Origin of the sequence: Alteromonas australica (genome assembly GCF_000730385.1) — a bacterium.
Taxonomy (GTDB): Bacteria; Pseudomonadota; Gammaproteobacteria; order Enterobacterales; family Alteromonadaceae; genus Alteromonas; species Alteromonas australica.
This window is the reverse complement of record NZ_CP008849.1, coordinates 361,475-386,004: the sequence shown is the minus strand read 5'-3', so window position 1 is coordinate 386,004 and position 24,530 is coordinate 361,475. Positions and strand designations below refer to the sequence as shown.

The window sequence follows — 24,530 nt, the reverse complement described above, 5'->3', positions numbered from 1 at the left end:
CAAATCACCACTCTAAAGCATTGAAAATATGCAACTTTTAATTTCTTTGCAAATTCTTTGCAAAGAGAGCTCTTTTCTGTTTTACTGGCGCTATGGCAAAACAGACTGAAAGACACGACATAAACGACGAGCTGTATATCTTTAAACAAGATAACAGTGAGCGCTGGTATGCGCGATTTATACTAACCAATCACAAAAAATGGCTCTGTAAATCAACTAAGAAGAAAGATAAAGACGAAGCTATCGCCATGGCACATCGAATCTTCTTAGACCACCAAATTAGACACGAAAATAACACACTAGTCCAAAGTAAGCGATTCAAAGACGTAGCTGACCGCGTCATCGAAAAGCTTGAAGAGCAACTAGAACACGGGGGCGGTAAACGCACCTATAAAGACTATATTCGAGCGTTAGAAAACTACCACATCCCCTACTTTTCGCGTACGTTTATCACCTCAATTGACCAAGAAGAAATATCTAAGTTTGATGAGTGGCGTAAGGGACGAATGAAGAAGTCTCCAGCCTCCTCTACATTATTAACTCACAATGCTGCTCTTCAGCTCGTTTTTAAAGAAGCTATTGAGCAAAAATGGATGATCGCCGCTCAAGTACCTGTTCTTTCTTCGAAAGGTGGAACAGGCACACGTCGTGCGGCTTTTTCTGAAGAAGAGTATGATGTTATCCTCAACGAAATATATGAAGGTGAGCAAAACGCTCATAGTGAAAAGACCCGTCAAATTCGTGAGTTACTATACGATTACTGTGAAATAGCAGTTAATACCGGAATTAGGCCCGGCACGGAGATGGAACACCTAACTTGGAAAGATATCGAGATTAAAACTCAAGGTTCAAAAGCTCAATTTTTCATCAATGTCTCTAAGGGTAAAACAACAAAATATACGGGACCGCGTAAAGTAGTTTGCAAACGTGATGTGATAGGAGCCCTAACGAACCTACGAGAACGCTTTCCATTGCGCACACCCAATCAAAAGCTATTTTTGCTAGCAAGTGGCGAGCCCACAAGGCAATTAGGTAAGGCATTTGAGAAAGCTCTTCAAAGTTCCGGATTAAAAGAGTCACCCAGAGGACCTCGAACGCTGTACTCTCTCCGACACACTTACATTACGTGGCAGCTTCTCAACGGAACCAGCATAGACGTAATTACGCGTCAATGTGGAACCAGTACAGAAATGATCGAGCAGCATTACAGTCATGTAAAACCCGAGATGTTTGCAGATGCATTATCTGGAGTTACTTTTGATAAAGAAGAACCAAAAGCATTGTCTAAGAAAACCTTACATAGACGCGCAAAGACCGCAGAGCGCGATGAAAAACGCTTCAAGGAATGGGTAGAAGAGTATAAAAGGCGTGGGTGTATTTAGTCCACCATATAGGAGATAAGGTTACTTTTTTGTCGTTTAACGGTGGCTTCTTCGGTTGCTTTTAAAAATAAAGAATAGTTATTGAAGATATGTAAATTTAATCAATGCGCTCTAAAACCAAACGAAAATCATAACTCAGTAAAAAATTCAATTACTAGTATTGATTCATAATCTTCGAAAGTCTGCAGGAAGAACCTCAAAACCCGCAAAAATGTCCGTAAGAGAAGTAAATAGCACAGCGCAGCTCGTATGTTCATCTGTTTGAACTCAAGCTGTAACTGCTTTTGGAAACTAGAGTTATCAGGGATGAAGGAATTACCGAAGTTGTGCGTATGCTCCTATAGTAATCCCAAATATATCTGCATAAGCGACTCGAATAAAAGCGCCAAGATCATAGCCCAGATTTAAATCACTTTTGAGATAATAAAGTCAGCTTTCAACCGTGCTTTTGGTTCTGAAACGTTTGCTAAGCCTTACCCTCAAACTTCTTTAAGAGAGAAGCAAAGAGTGCTCTATTGTTCGCTTTTTAGTATCTAAAAAGACAATAATTTGCGAAACATTGTTTCATTAAAAACTAGTCCTGACGGGTGAGGTTTACATCTTCTCAGGTTACAGTTTTTACATTACATATGCTTGAACACTTTCGATGCTGAACAGCTTATTAGTAGAAACCCTGTAGCCGATTCAACTCCTGCTATCATTCGTAGATGTCCGTCCGGCTCGATACTTCCAAGACCCAATGTAGTAATCGTAGTTAGTGAAAAGTAAAAAATATCCATGGAAGTGGCAGGTTGCTTAAAATCGCCGAGCTCGAAATAAAGTCCAATTTCATACGCCAGAGTAAAAATGACTGCTAGTAAAAGTTGGCTCGAAATGGCAATAACGACTACCGACAGTGTTTTTATCCAAGCTCCCTTCAATCTCTCGCTGATATTGTCCGCGACTACTGAAATATTAAAAAGATGCAGCCCTACGCAGATCAACAGTGCAGCTAAAACTATTAATATAGACAAAAACATAATATTTCCTTGTTGGTACAAAACTTGACTAGTTAAGATTGATTGGTTTGTAACCTCTCTCAAGCTTTCTTTTGTTAGAAAGATTTACAAATATTAACTATTTCTTAAGTAAGGATTACATATGAAATACTCTAAGTTCGCTGCAATGATAATAACTTCAACTGTAGCGATGTTTTTAATGATGTACTTAAATACCTACGCTATCTCGCATGTCTGGTTCAGTGAGACAAGGACTTATATGGCACTCTATATGGGGGCAGGCATGGCGATTATAATGTTAGCTTTCATGTTAGGTATGTATAGCAACAAAAAACTCAATACAGCCATTTTTATAATAGCGGCACTTACTTTCGCCTTGTGTATCTATCTTGTTCGTTCACAAAGTACCATTTCAGATACCGCTTACATGAAAGCAATGATTCCTCATCACTCTATAGCTATTTTGACTAGTGAGCGTTCTAACCTTGAAGACGTTCGCGTACGAGAATTAGCAAACGGCATTATTAAAGCTCAGCGAAAGGAAATAAAGGAAATGGAGTGGTTGATAGCGGACATTAATAGTAATGGCAAGGTAACAACTCAGGAACAGGCCGAACAGCGTCCAATTCCTCAATTTGAAGGTAAATTGAATAAAGGAACGGAAAATGAGTAAGAAAGCTATCCTATATAGAATGGTTACTAAAGAGCACATTTGCCCTTACGGTTTAAGGTCAAAGGACTTACTAGAGCGAGAAGGCTATTCAGTAGAAGACAATCATCTTACTTCACGTAATGAGACCGATGATTTCAAGCAAAAGCATGGTGTGGAAACCACACCTCAAACATTCATCGAAGAAAAGCGAATTGGTGGATATGATGAGCTTCGTAAATACTTCGGGAAAGGAGAAGCGGGGCAGAACGGAACTACTTATGCACCTGTTATTGCGATTTTTTCTGTGGCAGCTCTGCTATCGTTAGCATTCCAGTTCTTTGTTTCTGAAGACTTCATATCTATAAGAACATTGGTTCTCTTTATTGCTTTCTCAATGACATTACTTGCAGTTCAAAAATTGAAGGATTTGTATAGTTTTACAAATTCGTTCATAACCTACGACTTGTTGGCAATGAGGTGGCTCCGATATGGTTACATCTATCCTTTAATAGAAGCCTACGCTGGGATAGGAATGGTAGCGCAACTGCCTGCCATAACTGTTGCGCCATTTTCACTATTTATAGGAACCGTTGGGGCAATTTCTGTCTTTAAAGCAGTATACGTGGATAAACGGGAGCTCAAATGTGCTTGTGTCGGTGGGGACAGTAACGTGCCGTTAGGTTTTGTTTCACTATCAGAAAACATTTTTATGATAGCAGGCGCATTACTAATGTTATCTTTTTAGTTACAAGAGTTGCTTATCGACTAAACTTAATAAAAGTAACTCTATCAGCTTTTAAGATTGAAAAGACTGCTTGTTTAACTACATAGGAAGCTGTTTATCTTAGTTACAAGCAAATGTCATTGATTAAAGTGTCCTTAAGACTTATCTTGTCTAAGGGAATAACGTCGCGTAAAGGTTGAGAGCAAATACAAAGTTATGAGATCTATTTTTTTCACACTATGCATTGGATATTTATTGGTACTGTTTACCGTGCCAGTTTATGCGTGTGAAATGAAAATGGATGAACATAGCTCATTAACTAAGGTTTCTCACAAATTCGCAGACGCTCATGAGAAGAAACGTAGCAGTTCACCTAGTTCTAAGCATCAAAGCGCTCACACTGATGGACACCCCTCGCATTCGGGTAAATCAGGTTGCTGCAATGATGGATGTATGTGTATAGCTACCAATTGCTACCACTTTACAAGTCTTTTTTACGTTCCCATTCGTCAATTTGAAACAACGTTTGCTGAGCAGTATGACATTATCGCTCTAGCTGTTCCCTTCAAAATTTTCACTCCACCTTTTCGTCCACCGATAGCCTAAGGCACTGACTTAGTTAGTAATACTTTTTAAATGGATGAACTTCCTTCGTCCAGTTAGTATCAATTCAAAGGCTAAAAACTATGAAAAATTCTATCGACAACGGTCGCAGAAGATTTGTGCTCGGTGCCCTAACCTCGAGCGCTGCGGCTGCGTTAACCAACGTTAGTCCTCTATGGGCAGCACCTGTTGGTCGCCATTTTAAAGATCAAGTTTTGACTGGTGATATTAAAAATCTCAATGTGTCAAAAGCGCAATTGCCAATAGGCTCAAATATGGGCTCACCTATAACGATCAACGGTCAAATGCCGGGCCCGTTGATTAGATTGAAAGAAGGACAGCGAGCGCACCTCAATGTAAGTAACCACCTTAACCAAGATACTTCAATACACTGGCACGGGATTATTTTACCACCAGATATGGATGGCGTTCCGGGAGTTTCCTTTGCCGGAATAAAACCTGGCGAAACATTTAAATATGCATTCGATGTCGAGCAAAACGGCACCTACTGGTACCACAGTCATTCAGGCCTTCAAGAACAGTTGGGCCATTTAGGACCTCTTGTGATCGACCCTGCAAATGGAGACATTGGGGCTGATAGGGAACATACAATTATTTTAAGCGATTGGACGTTTTCAGACCCCCATGAAGTTATGCGAAAACTGAAGGTAGCGGAAGGTTATTACAATTATCAAAAGCGAACTATTTTCGACACGTTAGAAGACGTAAAGAAAAAAGGGTTTGCCGATACATGGGAAGAGCGTGCTATGTGGGGTGCAATGCGTATGAGCCCTCGCGATATAGCTGACGTTACAGGCAGTACATATACATACTTAATGAATGGCCGGACACCACAGGACAACTGGCAGGCCCTGTTTAAAGTAGGCGAAAAAATCCGGTTGAGGATTATAAATGGTTCTGCGATGACTTATTTCGACTTTCGCATCCCAGGGCTTGAAATGACGGTTGTAGCTGCAGATGGTCAGCCTGTTAAACCAGTAAATGTGGATGAATTTCGAATTGCAGTAGCGGAAACTTATGACGTAATCGTTCAGCCAAAAGAGCGAAAAGCTTATACCTTTTTTGCGGAAAGTTTTGATAGAAGTGGATATGCGCGTGGCACCCTAACCCCGTCAATTGGTCTTACTGCAGAGGTTCCCCCACAGCGAGTTATCACAGAGCGTGGCATGGCGGCGATGGGAATGGATATGTCTGGTATGAAAGGCATGAATATGGATAAGTCCAAGGTCGACAGCTCGGCAATGGCTGCTCCAAAAGGTGATATGAAAGGAATGGGGCAGCATAGCGCCCATAAAATGCATGGCACCCAAATGGAAGGAGAAATGACCCCCTCCAAAAAGCTCCCAGTAGAAAGCATAGACATTGTCCACAGCGAAGACGGGCACGGCGCTGGTGCAGCGATGATTGCTAAAAATCCAAGCTCTAGGTTGGATGAACCTGGGATCGGTTTGGAAGACAGCCCACATCGTGTCCTTGTTTATACAGATTTAGTCGGTGAGAGTCCTTGGCCTGACGAAAGAGAGCCGGAACGTCAAATTGAGCTTCACTTAACGGGCAATATGGAAAGGTACATGTGGTCGTTCGATGGCAAAAAGTTTAGTGAAGTAGACGGATATGTGCGTTTCAATTATGGCGAGAGACTACGTCTGATCTTGGTTAATGACACTATGATGGATCACCCTATTCATTTACATGGTATGTGGATGGAACTTGAAAACGGCCAATATCCAAGACCTCGTAAACACACGATCAGCCTCAAGCCTGGAGAGAAGGTCTCGTTACAAATCAGCGCAGATGCCCCCGGTGAGTGGGCGTTTCATTGTCACCTGCTATACCACATGGAAGCAGGTATGTTTCGTGTTGTACAGGTCGCATAGGAGATTAAAATGAAACAGATATTAATAGCAGGCCTAATAACATTAACTTTGAGCGTTGACAATGCTCTGGCTCAATCAAGAGATGACTGGCCATCTCCTATTCCTAATGAATATTTTGGCCAAGTTCTATTTGACCGGCTTGAATATACTCGCACTGATGAGCAGCAAAATATAGGGGTCTGGGACATGCAGGCGTGGTATGGCGGAGATTACCATCGTCTTGTTTTTAAAAGCGAAGGCGAAAATACACAAAACGATGGAATGCCTACTGATCTGGAACGAGCAGAACTGTTGTACGGTTATCTCGTTTCTTCTTTTTGGTCTATACAATTTGGTGTGGGCACAAAGGGAGAGCTGTCATCCGAAGCGGATATGGAGAACTATGCGGTGGTCAGTTATCAAGGTCTAGCGCCTTACTGGTTTGAAATGGAAAATTCACTGCGTATTAACGAAGACGGTGACATGCAGTTCATCAATGAAACCGAATATGACTGGCAACTAAGTCAAGTTTCCTATCTGCAACCGCGATTAGAAGTTGTTGCCAACCTCACCGATTCTGAAAAGTATGACCGTCAAAGCGGGCTGAGTAATGTTCGTATTGGTTTGCGATATCGGCATGAAATAGTGAGGGAAGTAGCACCTTATGTCGGTGTTTATTACAGCAAAGCTTTGGGAAATACAGCTGATGCATTAAAGGCTGAAGGCAAGTCAACCAGTGAGACTGGTGTAGTGTTAGGTGCAAGGATTTGGTTTTAAACGCCCTACGCTAAAAATGAAATAACTGGTATGCCATTGCCAGTTATTTCTTTCTACACGTCTTCGAATTTGTTTTGAAATGGGCCTGTGTCCTTATATTTGCTGCAGGTTGCTTTTGTTGTTACTCAGGCTCATATGACATAAAGGAGTAACCAATATGAATGATCACGAGCATTCAAACAGGAAAGATTCGTTAAGCCTCTGGGGCGCGGTATCGATGGGAACTGGTGTAATGATAGGTGCTGGTATATTTGCTTTAACCGGGCAAATAGCGGAGCTGGCAGGCACATGGTTTCCTTTTGCGTTTTTAGTTGCAGCGATAATTGCAGGGTTTAGTTCATACAGTTACGTCAAAATGGCACAGAAATACCCCTCTGCAGGTGGTATCGCCATGTTTCTGAAAAAAGCCTATGGTAGAGGTCTGCTGACTGGTGCCTGTGCATTGCTAATGTTTTTTTCCATGGTTATCAATGAAAGTTTGGTAGCCCGCACTTTTGGCACTTATGTCCTACAATTGTTTGACTCTCAGGGCGCTGAGTGGCTTATACCAGCGCTTGGCGTGAGTCTTCTTATTGTGGCATTCATTGTTAATATTTTGAGTAATCAATTCATCCAGACCCTCTCATTTATTATGGCTTTTATCAAAATAGCAGGACTTGCAGTTTTGGCAATTGGTGGGCTGTGGGCAACCGGTTTGTCGTTTGAGAGCGTTTCAGCTCAACCGCAAGATACCAGCGCAACCGGTTTTCTCGGAGCCGTGGCACTTGGTATTTTGGGATACAAAGGATTCACTACAATCACAAACAGCGGAGGCGAGCTCAAACAACCAGAAAAAAATGTAGGAAGAGCCATAGTCATTTCTATATCGATTTGTGTGGTACTTTATGTTTTTGTCGCAGTTGCAGTCGGAGCAAATTTATCAATTGGCGAAATAATACAGGCAAAAGATTATTCGCTTGCTGAAGCATCTCGACCGGCATTCGGCCAGTATGGTGCTTGGTTTACGATAGCTTTCGCGATTATTGCCACATCTTCCGGTGTCGTTGCCAGCATCTTCGCTGTTTCAAGAATGCTATCGATGCTTACATCAATGCAACTTGTGCCTCACCGTCATTTTTCATTACCGGGAGATATAAGAAGACATTCCTTAATTTATACGTTAGTCATCGCAATATTTCTTACCATATTCTTCGATTTGAGCCGCATAGCCTCCATCGGTGTAGTTTTTTATATAGTAATGGATATCTTCATCCACTGGGGAGTGTTCAAGCATTTACGAGATGATGTGCAAGCTAAAGCTTGGGTACTAGTCAGTGCAATTATTCTCGATATCATTGTTCTTCTATCTTTTATGTGGGTGAAAGCAAAATCAGATATCTTCATTGTTGGGATTTCTGTGGCTGGACTTCTTATCGTATTCGCGGCTGAGAAATGGTTTCTAAAGCTCCATGCGTATGATGATGATGATAAAAATTATAACTGATGCAAATCATTGAGGCTGTTCATGAACTACATCGACGGAGTAAGACAATATTCAGCGTAGGCAGAGTAGCAGCCTAAAAGGTAAGCGCAGTTGTTATGAATAGGAAAGGAATTAACCGGCATTAGCGTGCCGGTTATTTTTACTCGTGGCACACTTTAACCGCTTTTTTGCTGCTTCAGTGTATCCATTATTTCAGCAAACTCCTGTCCTTTTGACTCAGGTGGCTGGCTACAACCCTGCTTCTCTGTATTGGTTTGACTGGGTAGTTGCATGGCTTGCTGTAAGGCTAATTCTGAATTACTGGTTATCATAATATCTCACCGTTAGTTTAAATTTATGTGGCAGTAGATATCAGCAAATATCGTACCTGTGCTAAAAGGACGAATACTGACTGTTCATTTAGCCCTCACTACTACAGCTACCTATTGTAAATACTGGCAATAAGTCAACCCAGTACACCTGTGAACAAAGCCCATAAAGCTCCGCCTATCACTACACCCAATAAAGACACGTTCTATCCTATATCTTGCCAGTCTGTATGTTTCATATTAACAGTCACCGTTAACATCGTGTCTGGCAGCTTAATGTGAAAAATCTCATCGAGAGGTTGGTGCTAATTCAGGGGAAAGGTCAGGCTTAGCGAAAGACTTAGGCTCAGCGGGTGTTTTAGTGATAATCTCAATTTCATCACTGCTGTAGTTAGGTATATTCTGTAGGTATTTTTAATTTGAGCCTGTTGACTCACCGATGAGGGAGCGTACTGACATGAGTACATCTATGTAGTGCATTAATGTGTATAAAAAATAGAAAGCCAATAATTAGCGAGCTTTAATATAAGAAGTTAAAGTCTGATACAATTAAAAAGCAATACACAACAATCCTTGGGTTCAGTAATCAATTATCTGCCTGGACTTACAAAGAAAATCGCAAAGCAAAGTTGCCAGAAGAATAGATAAATTAAATTCGAAGTGTGAAACTATATTGTAACATATTTAGAAGACTTACATTAATTCATTAAGGCAATAGTTATCGGTTGAAAAAATTTTTTCGAGTGATTTTACTTTTGCTGATTTTTTCTATGTTTAATGAAGGTGAAAGCAAGAGCCAGAAATGCCAATAACTCAAACAGCCAAAACATCGGAATGAAGCCAAATGATTCTACCAAAAAACCATTTTCATCTATCTTTGAGCCTTTTGTGTTATAAGCGATTAAACACAAAATGCCGCTAATAAAAAATAAGAAGCTTATCTTATAGTTACTGATAAATTTCATCAATTTCTCTATATTATATTTTCAATATCTCGGAAGAGCACGAATATATCAAGCAAAATTCCTGCTTGATAACGTCAGGAACGATGATGACGAAGGAACGTGTTCAATCTTGCCTCTTACCACTTTATTTGGGCATTAGTCTCTATCACACTCTCCTTATAGTTTAACGAAAAATTTATCATGGGGGAACAAACTAAAAAGTTCAATGAAAATCTATAGTCATGATTGTAGACAATATGTCACAAATAAAATTTTAGCTTAGGGTTAAAACTTGAAATTCTATCATTGTTAAAGAATGATGGAATTTCATGTCACCTTCTCATTAATTGTAGAATGCCCGTCAATAAACTCTATTTCAACTGTGCTGTAACTGAATTCAAACATAGCCAAGCTATCATAAATATCAAGCTTCAATAACTTGTATTCTTCAACTGTCTTTAAGGCACTGCCAACGCGTATAGTAATAACATTGTGTTCTCCGTCAAGTGACCAAATTTTTAAGTCATGGATATATTCAACTCGATCAACACTCCGGAGTTCATCTAACACTTGTTTGTATAAGTTTTTCTCTGGAACACCTTGCAAAAATAATTTTAAGGTTGCTAATAAGTTTCGAATTACATTAAACATTATAAAAAGCGTAAAGCCAATCGAAAGTAGGGGGTCTAAAATTGGCCAGTCGACAAATTGCATTACTATGGCAATAATTAATACAGCAACCCAGCCTAAAACGTCCTCCAATAAATGCCAGTTCAACACTCTCTCGTTTAGGGTATTTCCTCCCTGGAGTTTATACACAGCAAAGCCGTTTACAGCGACACCTAGAATCGCAAGTAATATCATGCCTTCTGTATTTGGAACGACCGGGTCTAATACTCGAGGAATGGCTTCTGATAATACCCAGATTGAGCCAAGGATAAGTACGGCTCCGTTAATAAATGCCCCTAACAGGCTGAGTCGCTTGTACCCATATGTGAAATTTTCATCGGCCTCTCTCTCTCCTAACTTATTGAGACACCAGGCGCTTCCAATAGAAACTGAATCGCCGAGATCATGAACAGCATCTGCCATTATAGCAGTGCTGTTCGTTAGCCAGCCGCCAATAAATTCAATAATTGTGAAGCTGAAATTTAATAGAAAAGCCCACCCAATTTTGTTTGAGCTATTTGAATGATTATGAGTCATAGAGGCTCCGGTGCGCCCGGAACATACCGGGCGTAAAATTTGATTAAGAGTTGCGTTTGTTATGTGCGAGCTGATAAAGCGCAGGTAATATAAACAGTGTCAGTAAAGTTGACGATATAATTCCCCCAATGACTACAGTGGCGAGCGGTCTTTGTACTTCAGCACCTGTTCCTGTATTAAGTGCCATGGGAACAAAGCCTAAGCTGGCCACTAACGCAGTCATCAAAACAGGTCGAAGCCGGATTATGGCCCCTCGAATTACTGAAGTATAAATATCACCATTTTCCTGCCAGAGTTGTCTGATGAATGCGACCATCACTAGTCCATTCAAAACCGCGACCCCGGACAAAGCGATAAAGCCTACTCCCGCAGAAATTGAAAGAGGCATATCTCTAATCCAGAGTGCCAGTACTCCTCCAGTCAAGGCTAGTGGTACACCAGTGAAAATTATCAATGCGTCTTTAACAGACCCAAACGCCATAATGAGTATGCCAACTATTAACGCAAGCGTAACCGGAACGACTAAAGTCAGCCGTTTGCTGGCGGATTCCAGTTGTTCAAAGGTACCACCAAACTCTAACCAATATCCTTCCTTCATTTTTAAATCGGATTTAAGTCTTTTTTGTAAATCAACGACAAATCCTCCTAGGTCGGTTCCTCGTACGTTAGTCGTTACGACAACTCTGCGCTTTCCATTCTCTCGGCTGATCTGTGCAGGCGCCGGCTTTAACTCGAGAGTGGCTACCTCTTCAAGCGGTACAAAACTATTGCCGACACGAACAGGTAAGCTCTCTAATTTGTCAATATTTGTACGCAACTCTTCAGATAATCTGATTACAATTTTAAACCGACGATCGCCTTCATAGATTATGCCTGATTCCTTACCCCCTATGCTTGTTGAAACGAGTGCTTGAATGTCTGCTACGTTAAGACCGTACCTTGCGAGAGCATCTCGTTTTGGTAATATGGACAACATAGGAAGGCCGGCAACTTGCTCAACTCGGGTGTCTGAGGCACCTTGTATCGACTCAGCGATCTCAGCAACCTTATTTGCAGAATCCAACAATTGCTCTAAGTCATCACCGAAAACCTTGACTGCAACATCAGCCCTTACGCCGGAAATCAATTCATTAAATCTCATTTGAATTGGTTGGGTAAATTCATAGTTATTACCGGGAAGCTTTGAGGCGACTGATTCAATTTCAGCCACTAGATCCGATTTAGATTTAGCTGGATCAGGCCATTCTGAGCGAGGTTTAAGTATTACAAAACTATCGGCTACATTAGGAGGCATTGGGTCTGTAGCGACTTCTGGTGTACCTATTTTCGCAAAGACTACCGCTACCTCGGGAATTTCTAACAGCGCATCTTCAAGTAATTCTTGCATTTGAATTGATTGGTTTAGACCGGTACCCGTTATGCGTAAAGCCTGTAAAGCGACATCACCTTCATCCAGTTGAGGAATAAATTCAGACCCAAGTGTTGTTGCCAACCATCCGCAGAAGACAACAAACGCTAGTGCAGCCCCAAGAGCAGCAGCTTTAAATTTAAGAATAGCCCTAAGTGCTGGTTCGTAAGCCAGTTTCACCCAACGTATTAAAAAACTCTCCTTTTCACTGATTTTTCCCCCCATGAAAATTGCGATCGCTGCAGGCACTACCGTCAGTGACAAAATCATTGCCGCAATAAGAGCGATAACAACTGTTATTGCCATGGGATGAAACATCTTTCCCTCTACGCCTGTTAAAGTAAAAATAGGCAGATAAACAGCGGTTATGATCCCGACTCCAAATAAGCTGGGCCTGATTACTTCAATCGTTGCTATTTTCACTTCTTCTAGACGTTCCTTGAGTTGAAGAAGTCTGCCGTGATGCTGTTGCGCTTCAGATAAGCGCCTAATACAGTTTTCAACAATGATGACAGCGCCATCGACAATCAGACCAAAATCCAAAGCCCCCAAACTCATCAGATTTGCCGAAACACCTCTCTGGACCATTCCAGTGATTGTCATCATCATAGCAATAGGTATGATCGCAGCCGTAATAAGAGCCGCTCGAATATTGCCTAGTAGTAAAAATAATATGACAATTACGAGTAATGCTCCTTCCAGCAGGTTCTTCTGCACAGTGTTTATCGCTTTGTCGACTAGTGTAGTTCGATCATAGGCGGGTTCAATAGCTACCCAGCTTGGTAACGATCTTTGAATTTCAGTTAATTTACTGGCAGTTAAAGCTGCAACTTCCCTTGAGTTTTCTCCCAGTAACATCATGACTGTTCCCATCACAGTCTCTTTTCCATTTCTTGTAGCAGCTCCGGTTCTCAGCTGCTTACCCAGGCCTACAGTTGCAATATCTTTTATTAGAACAGGAACAGATCCTTTTTTTCCTACTACGACATTTTCGATATCCTTTATCCCTGTCAATTGACCTGGAGAGCGAACAAGAAGTTGCTCGCCATTTTTCTCAATATAGCCTGCTCCAGCATTATCATTGTTTAAATATAGTGCTTCAGAAATGTCTTTAAGCGAGACTCCCATCTCCAGCATTTTTACAGGGTCGGGATTGACGTGATATTGCTTGTCATAACCTCCAATAGTGTTTACTTCTACTACTCCCGGAACCTGGGCTAACTGTGGTCGAATGATCCAATCTTGTACCTCTCTTAAAGCCATAGGTGTGACCGGCGAGCCATCGGGTAACGTTGCTCCATCTTTCCCTTCCAGTGTATATACGAAAATTTCGCCAAGCCCTGTTGCGATTGGCCCCATTTCTGGCTCAAGGCCATCAGGTAAAACACTTTTAAGGTTAGCAAGCCTTTCGTCTATTAGATTTCGGGCAAAAAAGATATCCGTCCCTTCTTCGAAAATAACAGTAATCTGTGAAAGACCATATCTCGATATAGAACGTGTGTAGGATAAATTAGGCAAGCCATAAAGTGCTGTTTCGACAGGAAATGTAATTCGTTGTTCAGCTTCTAGTGGTGAGTACCCTGGTGCTTTAGTATTAATCTGTACCTGTACATTTGTAATATCTGGTACAGCATCAATAGGTAATCGCTGGAAACTCCAAACGCCGACCCCAATAAAGATTAGTGCAAGAAAAAGGAACAAAAAGCGTCTTTCTACTGAAAGACGAACAATCTTATCAATCATTTATCGTCTCCAGGATTAGTGAGCGTGAGAAGCGCCGGATTTTTCAAGATCTGCTTTTATCAAAAAGCTATTTTTCGAAACGTAAACTTGACCAATTTCTAAGCCATGCTTTATTTCAGTGAAGTTATCATCTTTTATACCTAGCTTAACTGGGACAGCTTGAAACATATTACCGTAATGTAAAAAGACGATTGAGTTGCCATCCATTGATTGAATGGCTTCATTCTCAACGCGAAGCGATACAGCTATCTTCTGAGCGTCAACAACACCTGTCACCATATCGCCTGGAGAAAACACTCCTTCAATATTATCGATTTCAACAATCGCAATCTGATAAGGAGACTGTGAGCTCGACGGAATGAGAACTTTGACCTGTGCATCTTGCTGTTGAGAACCTTTTTTTATGTGGACATAGGAACCTGGTTTTATCGTATCCCGCTTGGAAGGAAACACTTTCAGTTCTGCCCAAAGCGTGTTAGCGTCGACTATGTCATAAAGCGTTTCACCGGCTACCAATTGCCCCACATTAACATTTCGACTTACTACCGTACCTGAAATTGGAGCTTTCACGATGTAGGTTTGTAAGCTGTCATTTGACTGAATTTTCGCAATAACATCGCCAGCATTTACGCTGTCACCAACATCCGCAACAAGAGTTTCTACAACTCCCGAGAACCGCGCATTAACTTCGGCCTTGTTCTTGGGTGGAATTACAAGAGTACCCAGCAATTCGACATGTCTTTCAATGGTCCCACTCTGAACTTCAGAAGTGGCTAGTTGAGACTTTTCAATTAATTTTTTTGCTATTTGTGTTCTTCCTTCGAGGTTTTCCCACTCCCAAGAATACTTTCGCTTTTTGTCAGTCAAATAAATAGTGGCATTGAAAGAATGGGGTTCTGATAGAGCTCTTGTAGATCGTAAAACCCCTTTAGAAGATTGAAACTCAAATTCTTCTACGGTTGAACCTAGCTTCTGTAGTTCTATAGAAAAATAGTCGGGAATAAATGCTTTTCCATCTTCAAAAGTCGATGCAATAATCACAGAACCCTCGGGGCTTTCATCAATACTTACTTCTATTTTGATGTTATCTTTCTGGAATATATTTTGGTTGTCATTTGAATTGGTGACATCTTCACTTGCGGTCGCGATAGATGTCACAGTGCCGATAAGAAATAAAAATAAAATTTGCTTTAGCATAATTAATCCTGGAGATTGAAAGTGAATGATTTCAGAGATTGCCCTGTCCATTGTTCGATAAGTGCTTCATTGAGCAGGGTGGCTTCGCGATAGTTGATGAGACTCCGTTGAGATTGGAGAAGTGCATCACGTGAAGCAAACCATTCTTGATAAGTGTAAATTCCCTTTTGATAGCCCTCCTTGGTCAGCTCCAATGCTCTTTTCAAATCTGGCATTACTTCTTTTTCCAGGTGCAATGCTGCCTGTGAACTAAAATTTATTCTTTTCGTTGCTTTAAATAGAATCGCTTTTACATCGAGATATTTGCTGTCTCGCTCTAATAACGCAACCTCCTTATTAGCAATTGCAGACTTTACAGCACCAGAATTCCTCTCTTCAGCGAATAGTGGAATTGAGGCACCAAAAACTAACGATGTATCTTGAATTCCCTGATTTCTTCTAACGCCCACAGACCAAGATAAGTCTGCAGTATTATCAGACTTGGCTAACTGAAATTCAGCATCTTTCAGATCAAGAGACCTAATTAGCAACTCCGCATTTGATGACGATAAGAATTGTTTAAAAAGTGTATCGTAGGAATAATTTGTAGCTGGCGAATTTAAAGAACCAGTAAGCGTGATATCTTCATAATTGCCCTGCCAGAATAGTGCAAGAGATTGCCGAGCTACCTCTTCGTTAACCTTTGCCTTTGCGAGCTCTAGTTTCGCTTGATTTAAAGCAGATTTAGCTCTGAACCACTCAGCTTCATTTGTTGCACCACTTTTTATTCTATTAGTGATTACACTAAGAGCATCTTCAGCTAAGCTAACACTACGCTCAGCAATGTGCAGACGCTCCTGCTGTGCCAGAGAACTAATATACTGCCGAGTAAGCCCACCAAGTAGTGAGAGAGACACTGAATATTGTTCTGAATCTAAAAGGGCAACTCTGGCATCCACAACCTTTGTTCTTGCACTCTTTTTACCACCCAGTTCATATACTGAAGATAGAGAGATGGTTGCTTCTGCTGCTTGAACTCCCGAAGTAGAACTTGTGCCCATCACATTTTCTAGATTAGCACCTACGGTGTAAGCTGGAGAAAGCAAAGCTTGTTGGCGATCTCCCTCAAGAGCTCTAGTAAGAGGTCTGAATTTCAACAAGCTTGGATGACGGTTGAGAGTAAGTTGAACTGCATCATCTAAAGTTACTTGTTCTGCCAATGCATTGGCTTGAGATAGCATCAATGCACTAGTCAATATTCCGGCGCGCGTAAGTTTGCGCACAGGAAACTGTGAAATTTTCATGATATATAATCCTAGTCAGTTGAAAAAACGAAAAACGACAGGGATTAAATTCTTGGAGGACGCTCTATTTGGTTAATGAAACGATTAGGTGTAGCTTCACTATAAACTGAGACTAAATTGGGAGACTTTTTTAGAAACGAGCTTTCAATATCAAAGTAAAAAGCTATGTGTGTAAAATGACCATGACAAGAACAACAATGGTCACAATCACTTCCCGCATCTAAATCGTAAGCATCGGACAGTTCGATTAATGTATTTTCAGTACATAATTCATTGCTAAACAAGTGGTCTTGTTCAATAGAAAACGCGTCAGTCACAATCAACAAAAATTGTGCGCACAACAAAAAAGCGGCTAAGACCACTTTTAGATTTTTGCTAATGCGGTAATTCGTTTTCAACACAAGATTCCTCTATTGGCAATCCATGGTCTCTTAAAATATGATTGTAGTCAATGCCTAAATGGTCAGCTTTCTGATTCACAAGAGGAACTCTGTATTAAAAAGCCATGTATTTCAATTAAGTTGCTAAATCTTGTCAGAAAAACAGAAATCTACTGCAAAGCCTGCTCATACATAATCCGGCAATGTAAAATAAGTACACCGAAGGAATAGGAGAATACAACATGCAATTTCAATAAGCCTGTCACAGTTATTGCGTCTCGCTCGTACCAAAACCTGTAATACCCCCTAAAACAAGTGTAAAAGCAAGTCCAATACTGAAAGATAAAATCACCGTTGACCCAAGAGGTAGCTTTTCCAATTGCTATCTGATCTCCTTACAGTGAGCGCATCAATGAACAACAAAGTAAATATTATCTGGCTCATGCTATAACCGTGATGCTATGCTTATGAGCATGAAGTTGGTTCGCATCGTTTCTTTGAGTTCACCAAATCATCTAAGGCTCCATTTTCGAATAAACGGTACAATAGACTAGTAGAAAGGCATATCGGAAACTCGATATCGCTAGATACCTTACTGTAAATTTTTGGCTAAAAACGTTGTCGCTTCGCGTAAAAATACCGGTCATTTTTTGACCTTGGCAAGTTCATGTTTTAATCTACTATCCCCGCGTCACAACGGGGATCACTGCTCTTACGTGTTTTATCTTTAGATTGCGCAGCATGATGTTTTCAGCAGTTAGGTAGACTAAGAAAAATACTAATATCTAAAGCAATCTGACGACCAATAATATCAGGTTTCTAGCAGAGTAATACCGCTTCGAGTATGAATTCTGAAGTATACTTTGTTTGTTAACAACCACTCATTCCTGGCATAGCAAGCTTCTTTAGGGGAGGTTTCCTAAAAATCTGAAGAGGATCCACAGATGACTGAAATCTATGAAGGGGCACTATAATAATTGTGATAATTCTCTTTCTGATCTAGAACCGTAGCAGAGTTACTTTCATGTTAAATAGTTCATGTTAATGCATATTAACGTTACCTATTCGAGTAAAGATAAGAAGTTAGCCTTCCGCTTTTGACTACGATATGTCATGCAAGCGATTAGCGCTCACTTCAGCAGCAAATTTAAAATAATTAAAGGGTTGTAAATCTCTGCCAAGACAGTTGGGTGACATCAACGTGTTGGAGATATACAAGATGAAAACTAAGCTGCCTCATATTGGTATTTTTTGGGTCTACAAGTCGACTGTACTTGCTAAAGCAATGCCTTTGAATAGTGCAGAGCCTGATAGCCTTTCACTCTATGACTGTGACTTCAGCCATTTAGTAGAGTGGGAAGAGCATAGAATATACCTTCCGTGTTTTCCTGAGCTCATTGCTGTTGAATATCAAGAAATCAGCAGGGGTAGAGTAATCTACTCTGGAAACTCAAAGTTCTTTAAAATATATGCAGACAGAAAAGTGGTACAGAGCGTTGAGCTTCAAACCTTGGTATGTGATAAATTTAATCTAATACCGAGTCAATGTACTTGGAAGCTAGACAAGTATTACCGTATCTTTAGTTCATAAAAAGCTTACGAAAAAGTTAAAAATTCGCTCAGTAAAGAATACGCAAGCAAATCATAGGGACATGACGTTGAATATATTTGAAGTAATAAACAATAGCATTTCTGACTTTGTAGAAAACCAAGAAAATAAAGCGCTCAAGAGAGGTACAGGCTCTTATTCGATACCGTTTAGAGGCTCTATCTTCGGTGAAATCGAGACAGCAAAAGTATTAAGTAAGCTCAATGCCGAATCAGTTGATGTAATTTGGTTAGGCTCAAATCCTAATGTTCCTGAATCTCTCGACGCTATTTTGCCTCCTTCCTCCCCTTCTCACTACGAGGGGTTTGTGCAACAAGCCATGAACGACAATTTCAGCGAAGCGTACAAAAATAGCGAAGGTGCGAATCTCCCATTGTGGGATCCTATTAACAAGCCAAACAATGGATAGTAACTCGCGATCAAAACAGTGAGCGTTGGATAAAAACTTCGGTCTTTATCGAATTTATTTAACTTCGCCAATCCTATTATTAAAACAGCTACCAAAGCCCCTATTGAAGTACTCACTAACACTTTATTTACCCATGTGCCGGTAATAGAAAAATTGCCCCTTCCAGCGGCTAAAACTTGCCACGCTTCTATTCGTCTTTGCTTGAAGAAAACGCTTTTAATGCTTTTTCCAGTGAATATTTTGCGTTAGGCATAACGGAACCTGTGAATTCTTGTACCGCTTGATGGAATTCATGCTCAGCTGGGTTTCTTTCAATTATTCCCAAGTTAAATAACTTAATTCTGTGCGCTTCGTTTTTACTATGTACCACAGTGTTGTCCTGTTTTTGTTTGTTATGGCTGTACGATCAGGCGTAACGTAAGTCTGATCGTTGCTATTGAAACAATTACTTTTTATGGGTTTGCCCAGGTGGAACACGGTGGCAACTCCAGGGTTTGTGTTTTGCATTTTCACGAATGTTTTCGTCAACGAATTGGTAATAGCCCTCTTTCATTTTCATCCAAAAGTCGTCCGAAATGTCTGCCCCGTTGTCACGAATGATTGTCTCAATGCCATCTAAATTGCAGTGGGTTGCATCGTAGCCTATATGCAGGGTACTTTTGGCGTCCTCAAATGAAACCGCATCGATTCCAAAGGTCCCGTCAATGCCAGCAATAATTGCTTCTATGTTATCTTCGGTAATGCCAACCAACTTTAAATGCCGTACGACTAAATTCGCCTCTGATACACCGACTCTGTGATCTAGATCGCTCATCTTTTCCTCCTATAAATCGATTGTTAACTTGTTTGTGTTCGTCATTTCTTTAATTATTCAAAACGCTATTGGCACCGAGATGCTGCTTCATTAACGATTGTAAAATTGACATTCTTTGTTCAAGATAAAACAAATGTTCGTCTACCGAATTTCCCATGACTACAAAGTCGCCCCCTGCTATACCGCTGTCAATAAGAACGAGACTTCGTTGAAGGCCATTTGTGTACCTTTCTTCCAAATGTGCTTTGTGTTGCAGATCCGTTTCACTTTGGAGCCTCTTCTCAATATTCGTTAAATAAATTTCCATCATCTTCATATGCTCAACGATGAGAGTTTGCCTTTCAGAGACGTCGTTGATCCGTTGTATGCGTTGCATTAGTGCATCCATGACACGCTCGTTACTTCGCAGCATATCATCCGCGCTCATCGACGTTTGAGCAGCAGCAAATGTCGCGGGTAACAACCCTCCGACGAACATTAATGACAGTAGTACTTTGTTCATTTTGTAATCCTTAATTAGTACTTGAAACGTTTGAAATACCCATACGGGGAAACCAACCGGGCGTCGTTTGTTTATAGTGTCTGTAGCTATCACCAAACTCGGATTCAGCTTGCTGCTCTTCTCGTGTGGCGAGTCGAACATAAACAACAATAAGAATTGGAAACATAAGTAAGGTTGGCAGTGTTGGCCATTGCAATAAAAAGCCAAACATGATCAGTATAAATGCAACATATTGAGGATGCCGGCAGCGCGCGTACCATCCTGTAGTGGCTAAACTATGCGACTTTTGCGCGTGGTGAAGGACGCTCCAAGAAGCGGATAATAAAAAGAAACCTAAAATGATGATCACATTGCTTAAGATGTGTAATACATCCCAGTGAGCATCGCCGGATAGCCCCAGCAAGGTATGCCACAAATGACCGTTTTCATGCGCTAAAAAGTCTACCCCTGGATAACTTTCCGCTAACCACCCTGACAAAAAGTATATTGTCAGGGGGAAACCATACATTTCGGTAAATAAGGCCACGATAAAAGCGGAAAATACACCTAAGCTTCGCCAATCTGTTTTCGACTTCGGCTTGATGAAACTAAACGCAAAAAAGATAAAAATGGCTGAGTTTATGATGACTAGTACCCAGAGCCCATAATCAGAATCACCGTGCATTATTATTCTCCGTTTTATGTTTTCCTTTACGGGCCTGCTCTAACCCTTCGATATAGCCTTTTCGATATTGCTCATTGTCCTCGGTTTGTTCTTTAAATGTCTTTTCGGTGTGATCATGTGTTTCATGTCCTTTGCCATGACTGCCGTGCATAAAAATGTGCATGACAGGGCACAACAACAAGATCAAGTAAGGTAAATACCTAAACACATGCTCACCATGCTCAACCAGCAAGAAGTAGCTCGCGGCGGTAATAAGGCCTATGGCAGACCAACCACTGGGTGTGCGCCAAAAGGGGGCTTTTTGTTTATTCATAATACACCTCGCTTTGGTATCTTTTACGTTAATAAAAAGCGTTTAATCACTTGATCACCAACGTGCCACGATACATTTGCATCTGACAATGAAATGGGTAAACGCCGGCACTGGAAGCAGGAATAGTGACCGTCACTCGCTTGTTAAGCGCTAATGTTTCATTGATATCCAACTCCGGGATCAATAACGTTTCTGCACAGGGCGTTGCATCTTCTCTGACGAACATAAGCTGAACGGACTGATGCGCCGGCACCGTGATATTGGCAGGCTGATACACGCCGTCTTTTACAAGGACTTTGATACTGCCGTCTTTTATCTGGGTTGATTGTGCTTTGTAAAGCCAAAACCACCAAACAATAAGCCCAATCAGGATAAGCCCTGCTAAATTAATCCATATCATCATTGTCTTCTCCTAGTGCTCTTTCGCTTTAAATAGACGTAATCGGTTAGCATTGGTCACCACCGTTAGTGATGAGAATGCCATCGCTGCACCAGCAATGACTGGGTTAAGCAGTATCCCTAAGAATGGATAAAAGACGCCTGCCGCAAATGGTATTCCGGCGACATTATAAATAAATGCGCCTAAGAGGTTTTGCTTGATGTTACGCAGTGTTGCTTTGCTCACGGCAATTGCATCCGCTAACCCATGTAGGGAGCCGCGCATCAACGTTATATCCGCACTTTCTATCGCTACATCAGTCCCAGTCCCAATCGCAAAGCCGACGTTGGCATGAGCAAGGGCCGGTGCGTCATTTATGCCATCACCTGTCATACCCACAATTTCGCCTTCACGTTGAAGCTCAAGTATTTTGTTTGCCTTATCTTCCGGCATCACTTCGGCAACATAATCTGCAATCCCCGCTTTTCGGGCGACGGCTTTTGCGGTCAGTCGATTATCCCCGGTTAACATCACAACTCGTATCCCGTTATGCTGTAGCCGCTTTATCGCATCTATTGAGTCAGATTTTATTGGGTCAGCGACGGCAATTACGGCAACTAATGTAGAATCAATAGCAAAATACATAGGGGTCTTTGCATCCGCTGCTAACCTCTGCGCTTTGTCGATGTAATGATGAAGCTCGATCCCTTGGTCTATCATCAATTTTTCATTTCCAAATAGCAGGCGTTGAGAATTTAGCATGGCTTCAACCCCCTTCCCCGCAATGGACTGAAAATCAGTAACGGAATGGATCGGCACACCTTGCTCCTTTGCAGATTCAACGATCGCCATGGCAAGTGGATGCTCAGAACCAGACTCAAGGCTAGCCGCCAAAGAAAGCACATCGTTGTGACTATGATCTGAAGCTATAACGACATCTGTTACTTTAGGGGCCCCCTCAGTAATAGTGCCTGTTTTATCTAGAACCATAGTGGTTATTTTTGATGCAGATTGCAGCGCTTCGCCGTTTCGGATAAGAACCCCCGCTTCAGCCGCCTTTCCCACACCGACCATCACCGACATCGGTGTGGCCAAACCCAAGGCGCAAGGGCAGGCAATAATCAGTACTGTGGTCGCAGAAACGATTGCAAAAGCTACTTCAGGAGATGGACCATAATTCAGCCAGGCCAGCGCACTGATCACGGCAATGATCATGACGACCGGTACAAAATAGGCGGAAATCATATCCGCTAATCGACCAATAGGCGGTTTAGAATTTTGTGCGCGTTTTACCATGTTAATAATTTGAGCAAGCGCGGTATCTTTTCCCACGCGCTCTGCTCGAAAGACGATAGAGCCTGATTTGTTTATCGTGCCGGCAACGACCTCATCGTCTTTTCGTTTTTCTATGGGCATGGGTTCACCCGTTAGCATTGATTCATCAATACTTGTCTGGCCCTCGACAACTAAGCCATCAACAGAGATTCGTTCCCCAGGGCGAACCCGGATAAGATCATTTAGCAGAACATCTTCAATCGGAATATCTATATCATGCCCATCACGAATGACGCGAGCTGTTTTGGCTTGTAAACCAATCAGTCGTTTAATTGCCTCGGACGTTTTACCGCGTGCTTTTATCTCAAGCGCTAAGCCTAAATTAATGAGACCAATTATCATGGCTGTTGCTTCAAAATAGACATGCCGCGCCATTTCAGGCACATATCCGGGGAAAAACACAACGACCATAGAGTACAACCAGGCTGTTCCTGTCCCCAATGCAATCAAAGTATCCATGTTCGCGGCGTGATTTTTAAAGGAGTTCCAAGCACCTACATAAAAATGCCGACCAGAAAACACCATAACACCCAATGTCATGATCCCTACAATCAACCACACGATCCGCTCAGTGGTCGTGTTGACGCTCATTTCCCCCGTCACCAAGCCATAAAGCATCAGTGGCACACCCAGAGATAATGCAATGACCATGTCTCGCATTAGTTTTTTATAATATGCCCAGTCCGCCTGTTCCTTTTCTTCAATGGCAGCCTCATCTGAATCCGTATTCGCTAATGTTGCGTTATACCCAGCTTGCTCTACCGCCTTAATCAATGCGTGGGAGGATGAACTGCCCAACACCAACACCGAGCGTTCAGCAAAATTCATCTCAGCATTGGTGACACCCGAGACCTGTTTTAAGGCCGCTTCAATTTTAGACACACAACTGGCGCAACTTGCACCTTGGATATTGAGTTGTAGCTCACCCGAAGACGCAGAGACTTGCTCAGTATGTGTTTCGCTCTCGACCGCCTTACTAGCGGTTGATACTTTTTTGTCACCGCCACAACACGAATGAATTTTCGCATCGTCAGTTTTTGAATTCATGAGCCACTCCCTCTCTAAATAATGTTATGATTTAAGTGCTGTGAAACCTTCAATCAAATGGCAAATCGTATCGGCCGTTGGATGCTGATCCGGTGTATTTTCCCATTCTGAGATTGCTTTTCGCATGCGCAGTCTTAGCTCATGCATGTCCTGATACCGCTGTTCAGTTTCTTTCAACCTTTGTTCAATAAGGCGCCGAACCGTCGGGCATGGCGCGTTGGTTTGTGATGACGTGAACAGAATTTCCTTAATATCATTGATAGAGAAACCTAATGAACGCGCGCTTAAAATAAACCGTAGTCGTGTCACATCAGCGGGCCTGTAATACTTGTAACCATTGTGCGATTTACTTGGCACCAAAAACCCAATGCGCGTGTAATACCGTACGCTGTCCGCGCTAATCTCTAGTGCATCTGCAATTTGTTTAACGCGCATTTTAACGCTCCTCTTTTAGCAACATAGATATGCGGTTAAGCACGCCTTTAATCCTATG

At 41.6% G+C, this 24,530-nt stretch carries 25 protein-coding genes; 8 read left to right on the top strand and 17 right to left on the bottom strand.

Going from position 1 to position 24,530, the window contains the following annotated elements:
* Positions 1–92: 92 nt before the first annotated feature.
* Positions 93–1,382: a tyrosine-type recombinase/integrase gene (locus tag EP13_RS01660; RefSeq protein ID WP_014978046.1), complete on the top strand. Its 1,290-nt coding sequence runs from the start codon at positions 93–95 to the stop codon at positions 1,380–1,382.
* Positions 1,383–2,005: 623 nt separating this feature from the next.
* Here EP13_RS01660 and EP13_RS01655 read toward each other — a convergent pair.
* A complete protein-coding gene (locus EP13_RS01655; protein ID WP_044055684.1) occupies positions 2,006–2,401 on the bottom strand; it encodes an ion channel in 396 nt (131 codons plus the stop codon).
* Positions 2,402–2,522: 121 nt separating this feature from the next.
* Between EP13_RS01655 and EP13_RS01650 the strand changes: the two genes are divergently transcribed.
* From EP13_RS01650 to EP13_RS01630, 5 genes are all read left to right on the top strand, one after another.
* Entirely contained in the window at positions 2,523–3,053 is a 531-nt protein-coding gene (locus EP13_RS01650; RefSeq protein WP_044055682.1) for a DUF305 domain-containing protein, read from the top strand.
* The gene (locus EP13_RS01645) at positions 3,046–3,777 is read left to right on the top strand and encodes a MauE/DoxX family redox-associated membrane protein (protein ID WP_044055680.1); all 732 of its coding nucleotides are present in this window, start codon (positions 3,046–3,048) and stop codon (positions 3,775–3,777) included. Before EP13_RS01650 ends, EP13_RS01645 begins: the two co-directional genes overlap by 8 nt.
* Positions 3,778–4,442: 665 nt before the next feature.
* Complete coding sequence (locus EP13_RS01640) at positions 4,443–6,257, top strand: copper resistance system multicopper oxidase (RefSeq protein WP_044055678.1); 1,815 nt, start codon at positions 4,443–4,445, stop codon at positions 6,255–6,257.
* A gap of 9 nt (positions 6,258–6,266) precedes the next feature.
* Positions 6,267–7,013, top strand: coding sequence for a copper resistance protein B (locus EP13_RS01635; protein WP_044055676.1), 747 nt, complete (start codon positions 6,267–6,269; stop codon positions 7,011–7,013).
* A 157-nt stretch (positions 7,014–7,170) separates the two neighbouring features.
* Positions 7,171–8,496, top strand: coding sequence for an APC family permease (locus EP13_RS01630; RefSeq protein ID WP_044055675.1), 1,326 nt, complete (start codon positions 7,171–7,173; stop codon positions 8,494–8,496).
* Between the two features lie 155 nt (positions 8,497–8,651).
* On the opposite strand, the gene EP13_RS19280 is transcribed toward EP13_RS01630, so the two are convergent.
* The 8 genes from EP13_RS19280 to EP13_RS01600 all read right to left on the bottom strand — a co-directional run bounded on the left by EP13_RS19280 (position 8,652) and on the right by EP13_RS01600 (position 16,986).
* Complete coding sequence (locus tag EP13_RS19280; RefSeq protein WP_014997019.1) at positions 8,652–8,807, bottom strand: hypothetical protein; 156 nt, start codon at positions 8,805–8,807, stop codon at positions 8,652–8,654.
* 746 nt (positions 8,808–9,553) lie between these two features.
* Entirely contained in the window at positions 9,554–9,769 is a 216-nt protein-coding gene (locus tag EP13_RS01625; RefSeq protein WP_014997018.1) for a DUF3955 domain-containing protein, read from the bottom strand.
* A 116-nt stretch (positions 9,770–9,885) separates the two neighbouring features.
* A complete protein-coding gene (locus EP13_RS19400; protein ID WP_157187942.1) occupies positions 9,886–9,975 on the bottom strand; it encodes a hypothetical protein in 90 nt (29 codons plus the stop codon).
* A 100-nt stretch (positions 9,976–10,075) separates the two neighbouring features.
* A complete protein-coding gene (locus EP13_RS01620) occupies positions 10,076–10,954 on the bottom strand; it encodes a cation diffusion facilitator family transporter (RefSeq protein ID WP_014997017.1) in 879 nt (292 codons plus the stop codon).
* Positions 10,955–10,997: 43 nt separating this feature from the next.
* Positions 10,998–14,105 carry an efflux RND transporter permease subunit gene (locus tag EP13_RS01615; protein WP_014997016.1) on the bottom strand — a complete coding sequence of 1,036 codons (3,108 nt, stop codon included), beginning with the start codon at positions 14,103–14,105 and terminating at the stop codon, positions 10,998–11,000.
* A 15-nt stretch (positions 14,106–14,120) separates the two neighbouring features.
* A complete protein-coding gene (locus tag EP13_RS01610; RefSeq protein WP_044055673.1) occupies positions 14,121–15,302 on the bottom strand; it encodes an efflux RND transporter periplasmic adaptor subunit in 1,182 nt (393 codons plus the stop codon).
* A gap of 2 nt (positions 15,303–15,304) precedes the next feature.
* On the bottom strand, positions 15,305–16,585 hold the full coding sequence (locus tag EP13_RS01605) for a TolC family protein (protein WP_014997014.1): 1,281 nt from the start codon (positions 16,583–16,585) through the stop codon (positions 15,305–15,307).
* 44 nt (positions 16,586–16,629) lie between these two features.
* The gene (locus tag EP13_RS01600) at positions 16,630–16,986 is read right to left on the bottom strand and encodes a hypothetical protein (protein ID WP_231497909.1); all 357 of its coding nucleotides are present in this window, start codon (positions 16,984–16,986) and stop codon (positions 16,630–16,632) included.
* 1,198 nt (positions 16,987–18,184) lie between these two features.
* Here EP13_RS01600 and EP13_RS01595 point away from each other — a divergent pair.
* Both EP13_RS01595 and EP13_RS01590 read left to right on the top strand, forming a co-directional pair.
* The gene (locus EP13_RS01595; protein WP_231497908.1) at positions 18,185–18,556 is read left to right on the top strand and encodes a hypothetical protein; all 372 of its coding nucleotides are present in this window, start codon (positions 18,185–18,187) and stop codon (positions 18,554–18,556) included.
* A 61-nt stretch (positions 18,557–18,617) separates the two neighbouring features.
* Positions 18,618–18,983, top strand: coding sequence for a hypothetical protein (locus EP13_RS01590; protein WP_231497907.1), 366 nt, complete (start codon positions 18,618–18,620; stop codon positions 18,981–18,983).
* A 187-nt stretch (positions 18,984–19,170) separates the two neighbouring features.
* Here the strand turns inward: EP13_RS01590 and EP13_RS01585 are convergent, their stop codons facing one another.
* From EP13_RS01585 to EP13_RS01550, 8 genes are all read right to left on the bottom strand, one after another.
* The gene (locus tag EP13_RS01585; RefSeq protein WP_044055672.1) at positions 19,171–19,353 is read right to left on the bottom strand and encodes a hypothetical protein; all 183 of its coding nucleotides are present in this window, start codon (positions 19,351–19,353) and stop codon (positions 19,171–19,173) included.
* Between the two features lie 75 nt (positions 19,354–19,428).
* On the bottom strand, positions 19,429–19,797 hold the full coding sequence (locus tag EP13_RS01580; protein WP_044055670.1) for a hypothetical protein: 369 nt from the start codon (positions 19,795–19,797) through the stop codon (positions 19,429–19,431).
* Between the two features lie 49 nt (positions 19,798–19,846).
* Entirely contained in the window at positions 19,847–20,299 is a 453-nt protein-coding gene (locus tag EP13_RS01575) for a hypothetical protein (RefSeq protein ID WP_044055669.1), read from the bottom strand.
* 10 nt (positions 20,300–20,309) lie between these two features.
* The gene (locus EP13_RS01570) at positions 20,310–20,963 is read right to left on the bottom strand and encodes a methyltransferase family protein (protein WP_044055668.1); all 654 of its coding nucleotides are present in this window, start codon (positions 20,961–20,963) and stop codon (positions 20,310–20,312) included.
* Complete coding sequence (locus EP13_RS01565) at positions 20,953–21,276, bottom strand: DUF2933 domain-containing protein (RefSeq protein ID WP_044055667.1); 324 nt, start codon at positions 21,274–21,276, stop codon at positions 20,953–20,955. The genes EP13_RS01570 and EP13_RS01565 overlap by 11 nt, the downstream gene beginning before the upstream one ends.
* 46 nt (positions 21,277–21,322) lie before the next feature.
* Positions 21,323–21,679, bottom strand: coding sequence for a cupredoxin domain-containing protein (locus tag EP13_RS01560; protein WP_012516868.1), 357 nt, complete (start codon positions 21,677–21,679; stop codon positions 21,323–21,325).
* Positions 21,680–21,688: 9 nt separating this feature from the next.
* The gene (locus EP13_RS01555) at positions 21,689–24,037 is read right to left on the bottom strand and encodes a heavy metal translocating P-type ATPase (RefSeq protein WP_197035941.1); all 2,349 of its coding nucleotides are present in this window, start codon (positions 24,035–24,037) and stop codon (positions 21,689–21,691) included.
* Positions 24,038–24,061: 24 nt separating this feature from the next.
* Entirely contained in the window at positions 24,062–24,472 is a 411-nt protein-coding gene (locus EP13_RS01550) for a MerR family transcriptional regulator (protein ID WP_044055666.1), read from the bottom strand.
* Positions 24,473–24,530 lie beyond the last annotated feature (58 nt).

Excerpts from the sequence above, each read along its gene's own strand:
- EP13_RS01660 (WP_014978046.1), top strand. The coding sequence starts at position 93 with ATGGCAAAACAGACTGAAAGACACGACATAAACGACGAGCTGTATATC.
- EP13_RS01655 (WP_044055684.1), bottom strand. The coding sequence starts at position 2,401 with ATGTTTTTGTCTATATTAATAGTTTTAGCTGCACTGTTGATCTGCGTA.
- EP13_RS01650 (WP_044055682.1), top strand. The coding sequence starts at position 2,523 with ATGAAATACTCTAAGTTCGCTGCAATGATAATAACTTCAACTGTAGCG.
- EP13_RS01645 (WP_044055680.1), top strand. The coding sequence starts at position 3,046 with ATGAGTAAGAAAGCTATCCTATATAGAATGGTTACTAAAGAGCACATT.
- EP13_RS01640 (WP_044055678.1), top strand. The coding sequence starts at position 4,443 with ATGAAAAATTCTATCGACAACGGTCGCAGAAGATTTGTGCTCGGTGCC.
- EP13_RS01635 (WP_044055676.1), top strand. The coding sequence starts at position 6,267 with ATGAAACAGATATTAATAGCAGGCCTAATAACATTAACTTTGAGCGTT.
- EP13_RS01630 (WP_044055675.1), top strand. The coding sequence starts at position 7,171 with ATGAATGATCACGAGCATTCAAACAGGAAAGATTCGTTAAGCCTCTGG.
- EP13_RS19280 (WP_014997019.1), bottom strand. The coding sequence starts at position 8,807 with ATGATAACCAGTAATTCAGAATTAGCCTTACAGCAAGCCATGCAACTA.
- EP13_RS01625 (WP_014997018.1), bottom strand. The coding sequence starts at position 9,769 with ATGAAATTTATCAGTAACTATAAGATAAGCTTCTTATTTTTTATTAGC.
- EP13_RS01620 (WP_014997017.1), bottom strand. The coding sequence starts at position 10,954 with ATGACTCATAATCATTCAAATAGCTCAAACAAAATTGGGTGGGCTTTT.
- EP13_RS01615 (WP_014997016.1), bottom strand. The coding sequence starts at position 14,105 with ATGATTGATAAGATTGTTCGTCTTTCAGTAGAAAGACGCTTTTTGTTC.
- EP13_RS01610 (WP_044055673.1), bottom strand. The coding sequence starts at position 15,302 with ATGCTAAAGCAAATTTTATTTTTATTTCTTATCGGCACTGTGACATCT.
- EP13_RS01605 (WP_014997014.1), bottom strand. The coding sequence starts at position 16,585 with ATGAAAATTTCACAGTTTCCTGTGCGCAAACTTACGCGCGCCGGAATA.
- EP13_RS01595 (WP_231497908.1), top strand. The coding sequence starts at position 18,185 with ATGAAAACTAAGCTGCCTCATATTGGTATTTTTTGGGTCTACAAGTCG.
- EP13_RS01590 (WP_231497907.1), top strand. The coding sequence starts at position 18,618 with ATGACGTTGAATATATTTGAAGTAATAAACAATAGCATTTCTGACTTT.
- EP13_RS01580 (WP_044055670.1), bottom strand. The coding sequence starts at position 19,797 with ATGAGCGATCTAGATCACAGAGTCGGTGTATCAGAGGCGAATTTAGTC.
- EP13_RS01575 (WP_044055669.1), bottom strand. The coding sequence starts at position 20,299 with ATGAACAAAGTACTACTGTCATTAATGTTCGTCGGAGGGTTGTTACCC.
- EP13_RS01570 (WP_044055668.1), bottom strand. The coding sequence starts at position 20,963 with ATGCACGGTGATTCTGATTATGGGCTCTGGGTACTAGTCATCATAAAC.
- EP13_RS01565 (WP_044055667.1), bottom strand. The coding sequence starts at position 21,276 with ATGAATAAACAAAAAGCCCCCTTTTGGCGCACACCCAGTGGTTGGTCT.
- EP13_RS01560 (WP_012516868.1), bottom strand. The coding sequence starts at position 21,679 with ATGATGATATGGATTAATTTAGCAGGGCTTATCCTGATTGGGCTTATT.
- EP13_RS01555 (WP_197035941.1), bottom strand. The coding sequence starts at position 24,037 with ATGAATTCAAAAACTGACGATGCGAAAATTCATTCGTGTTGTGGCGGT.
- EP13_RS01550 (WP_044055666.1), bottom strand. The coding sequence starts at position 24,472 with ATGCGCGTTAAACAAATTGCAGATGCACTAGAGATTAGCGCGGACAGC.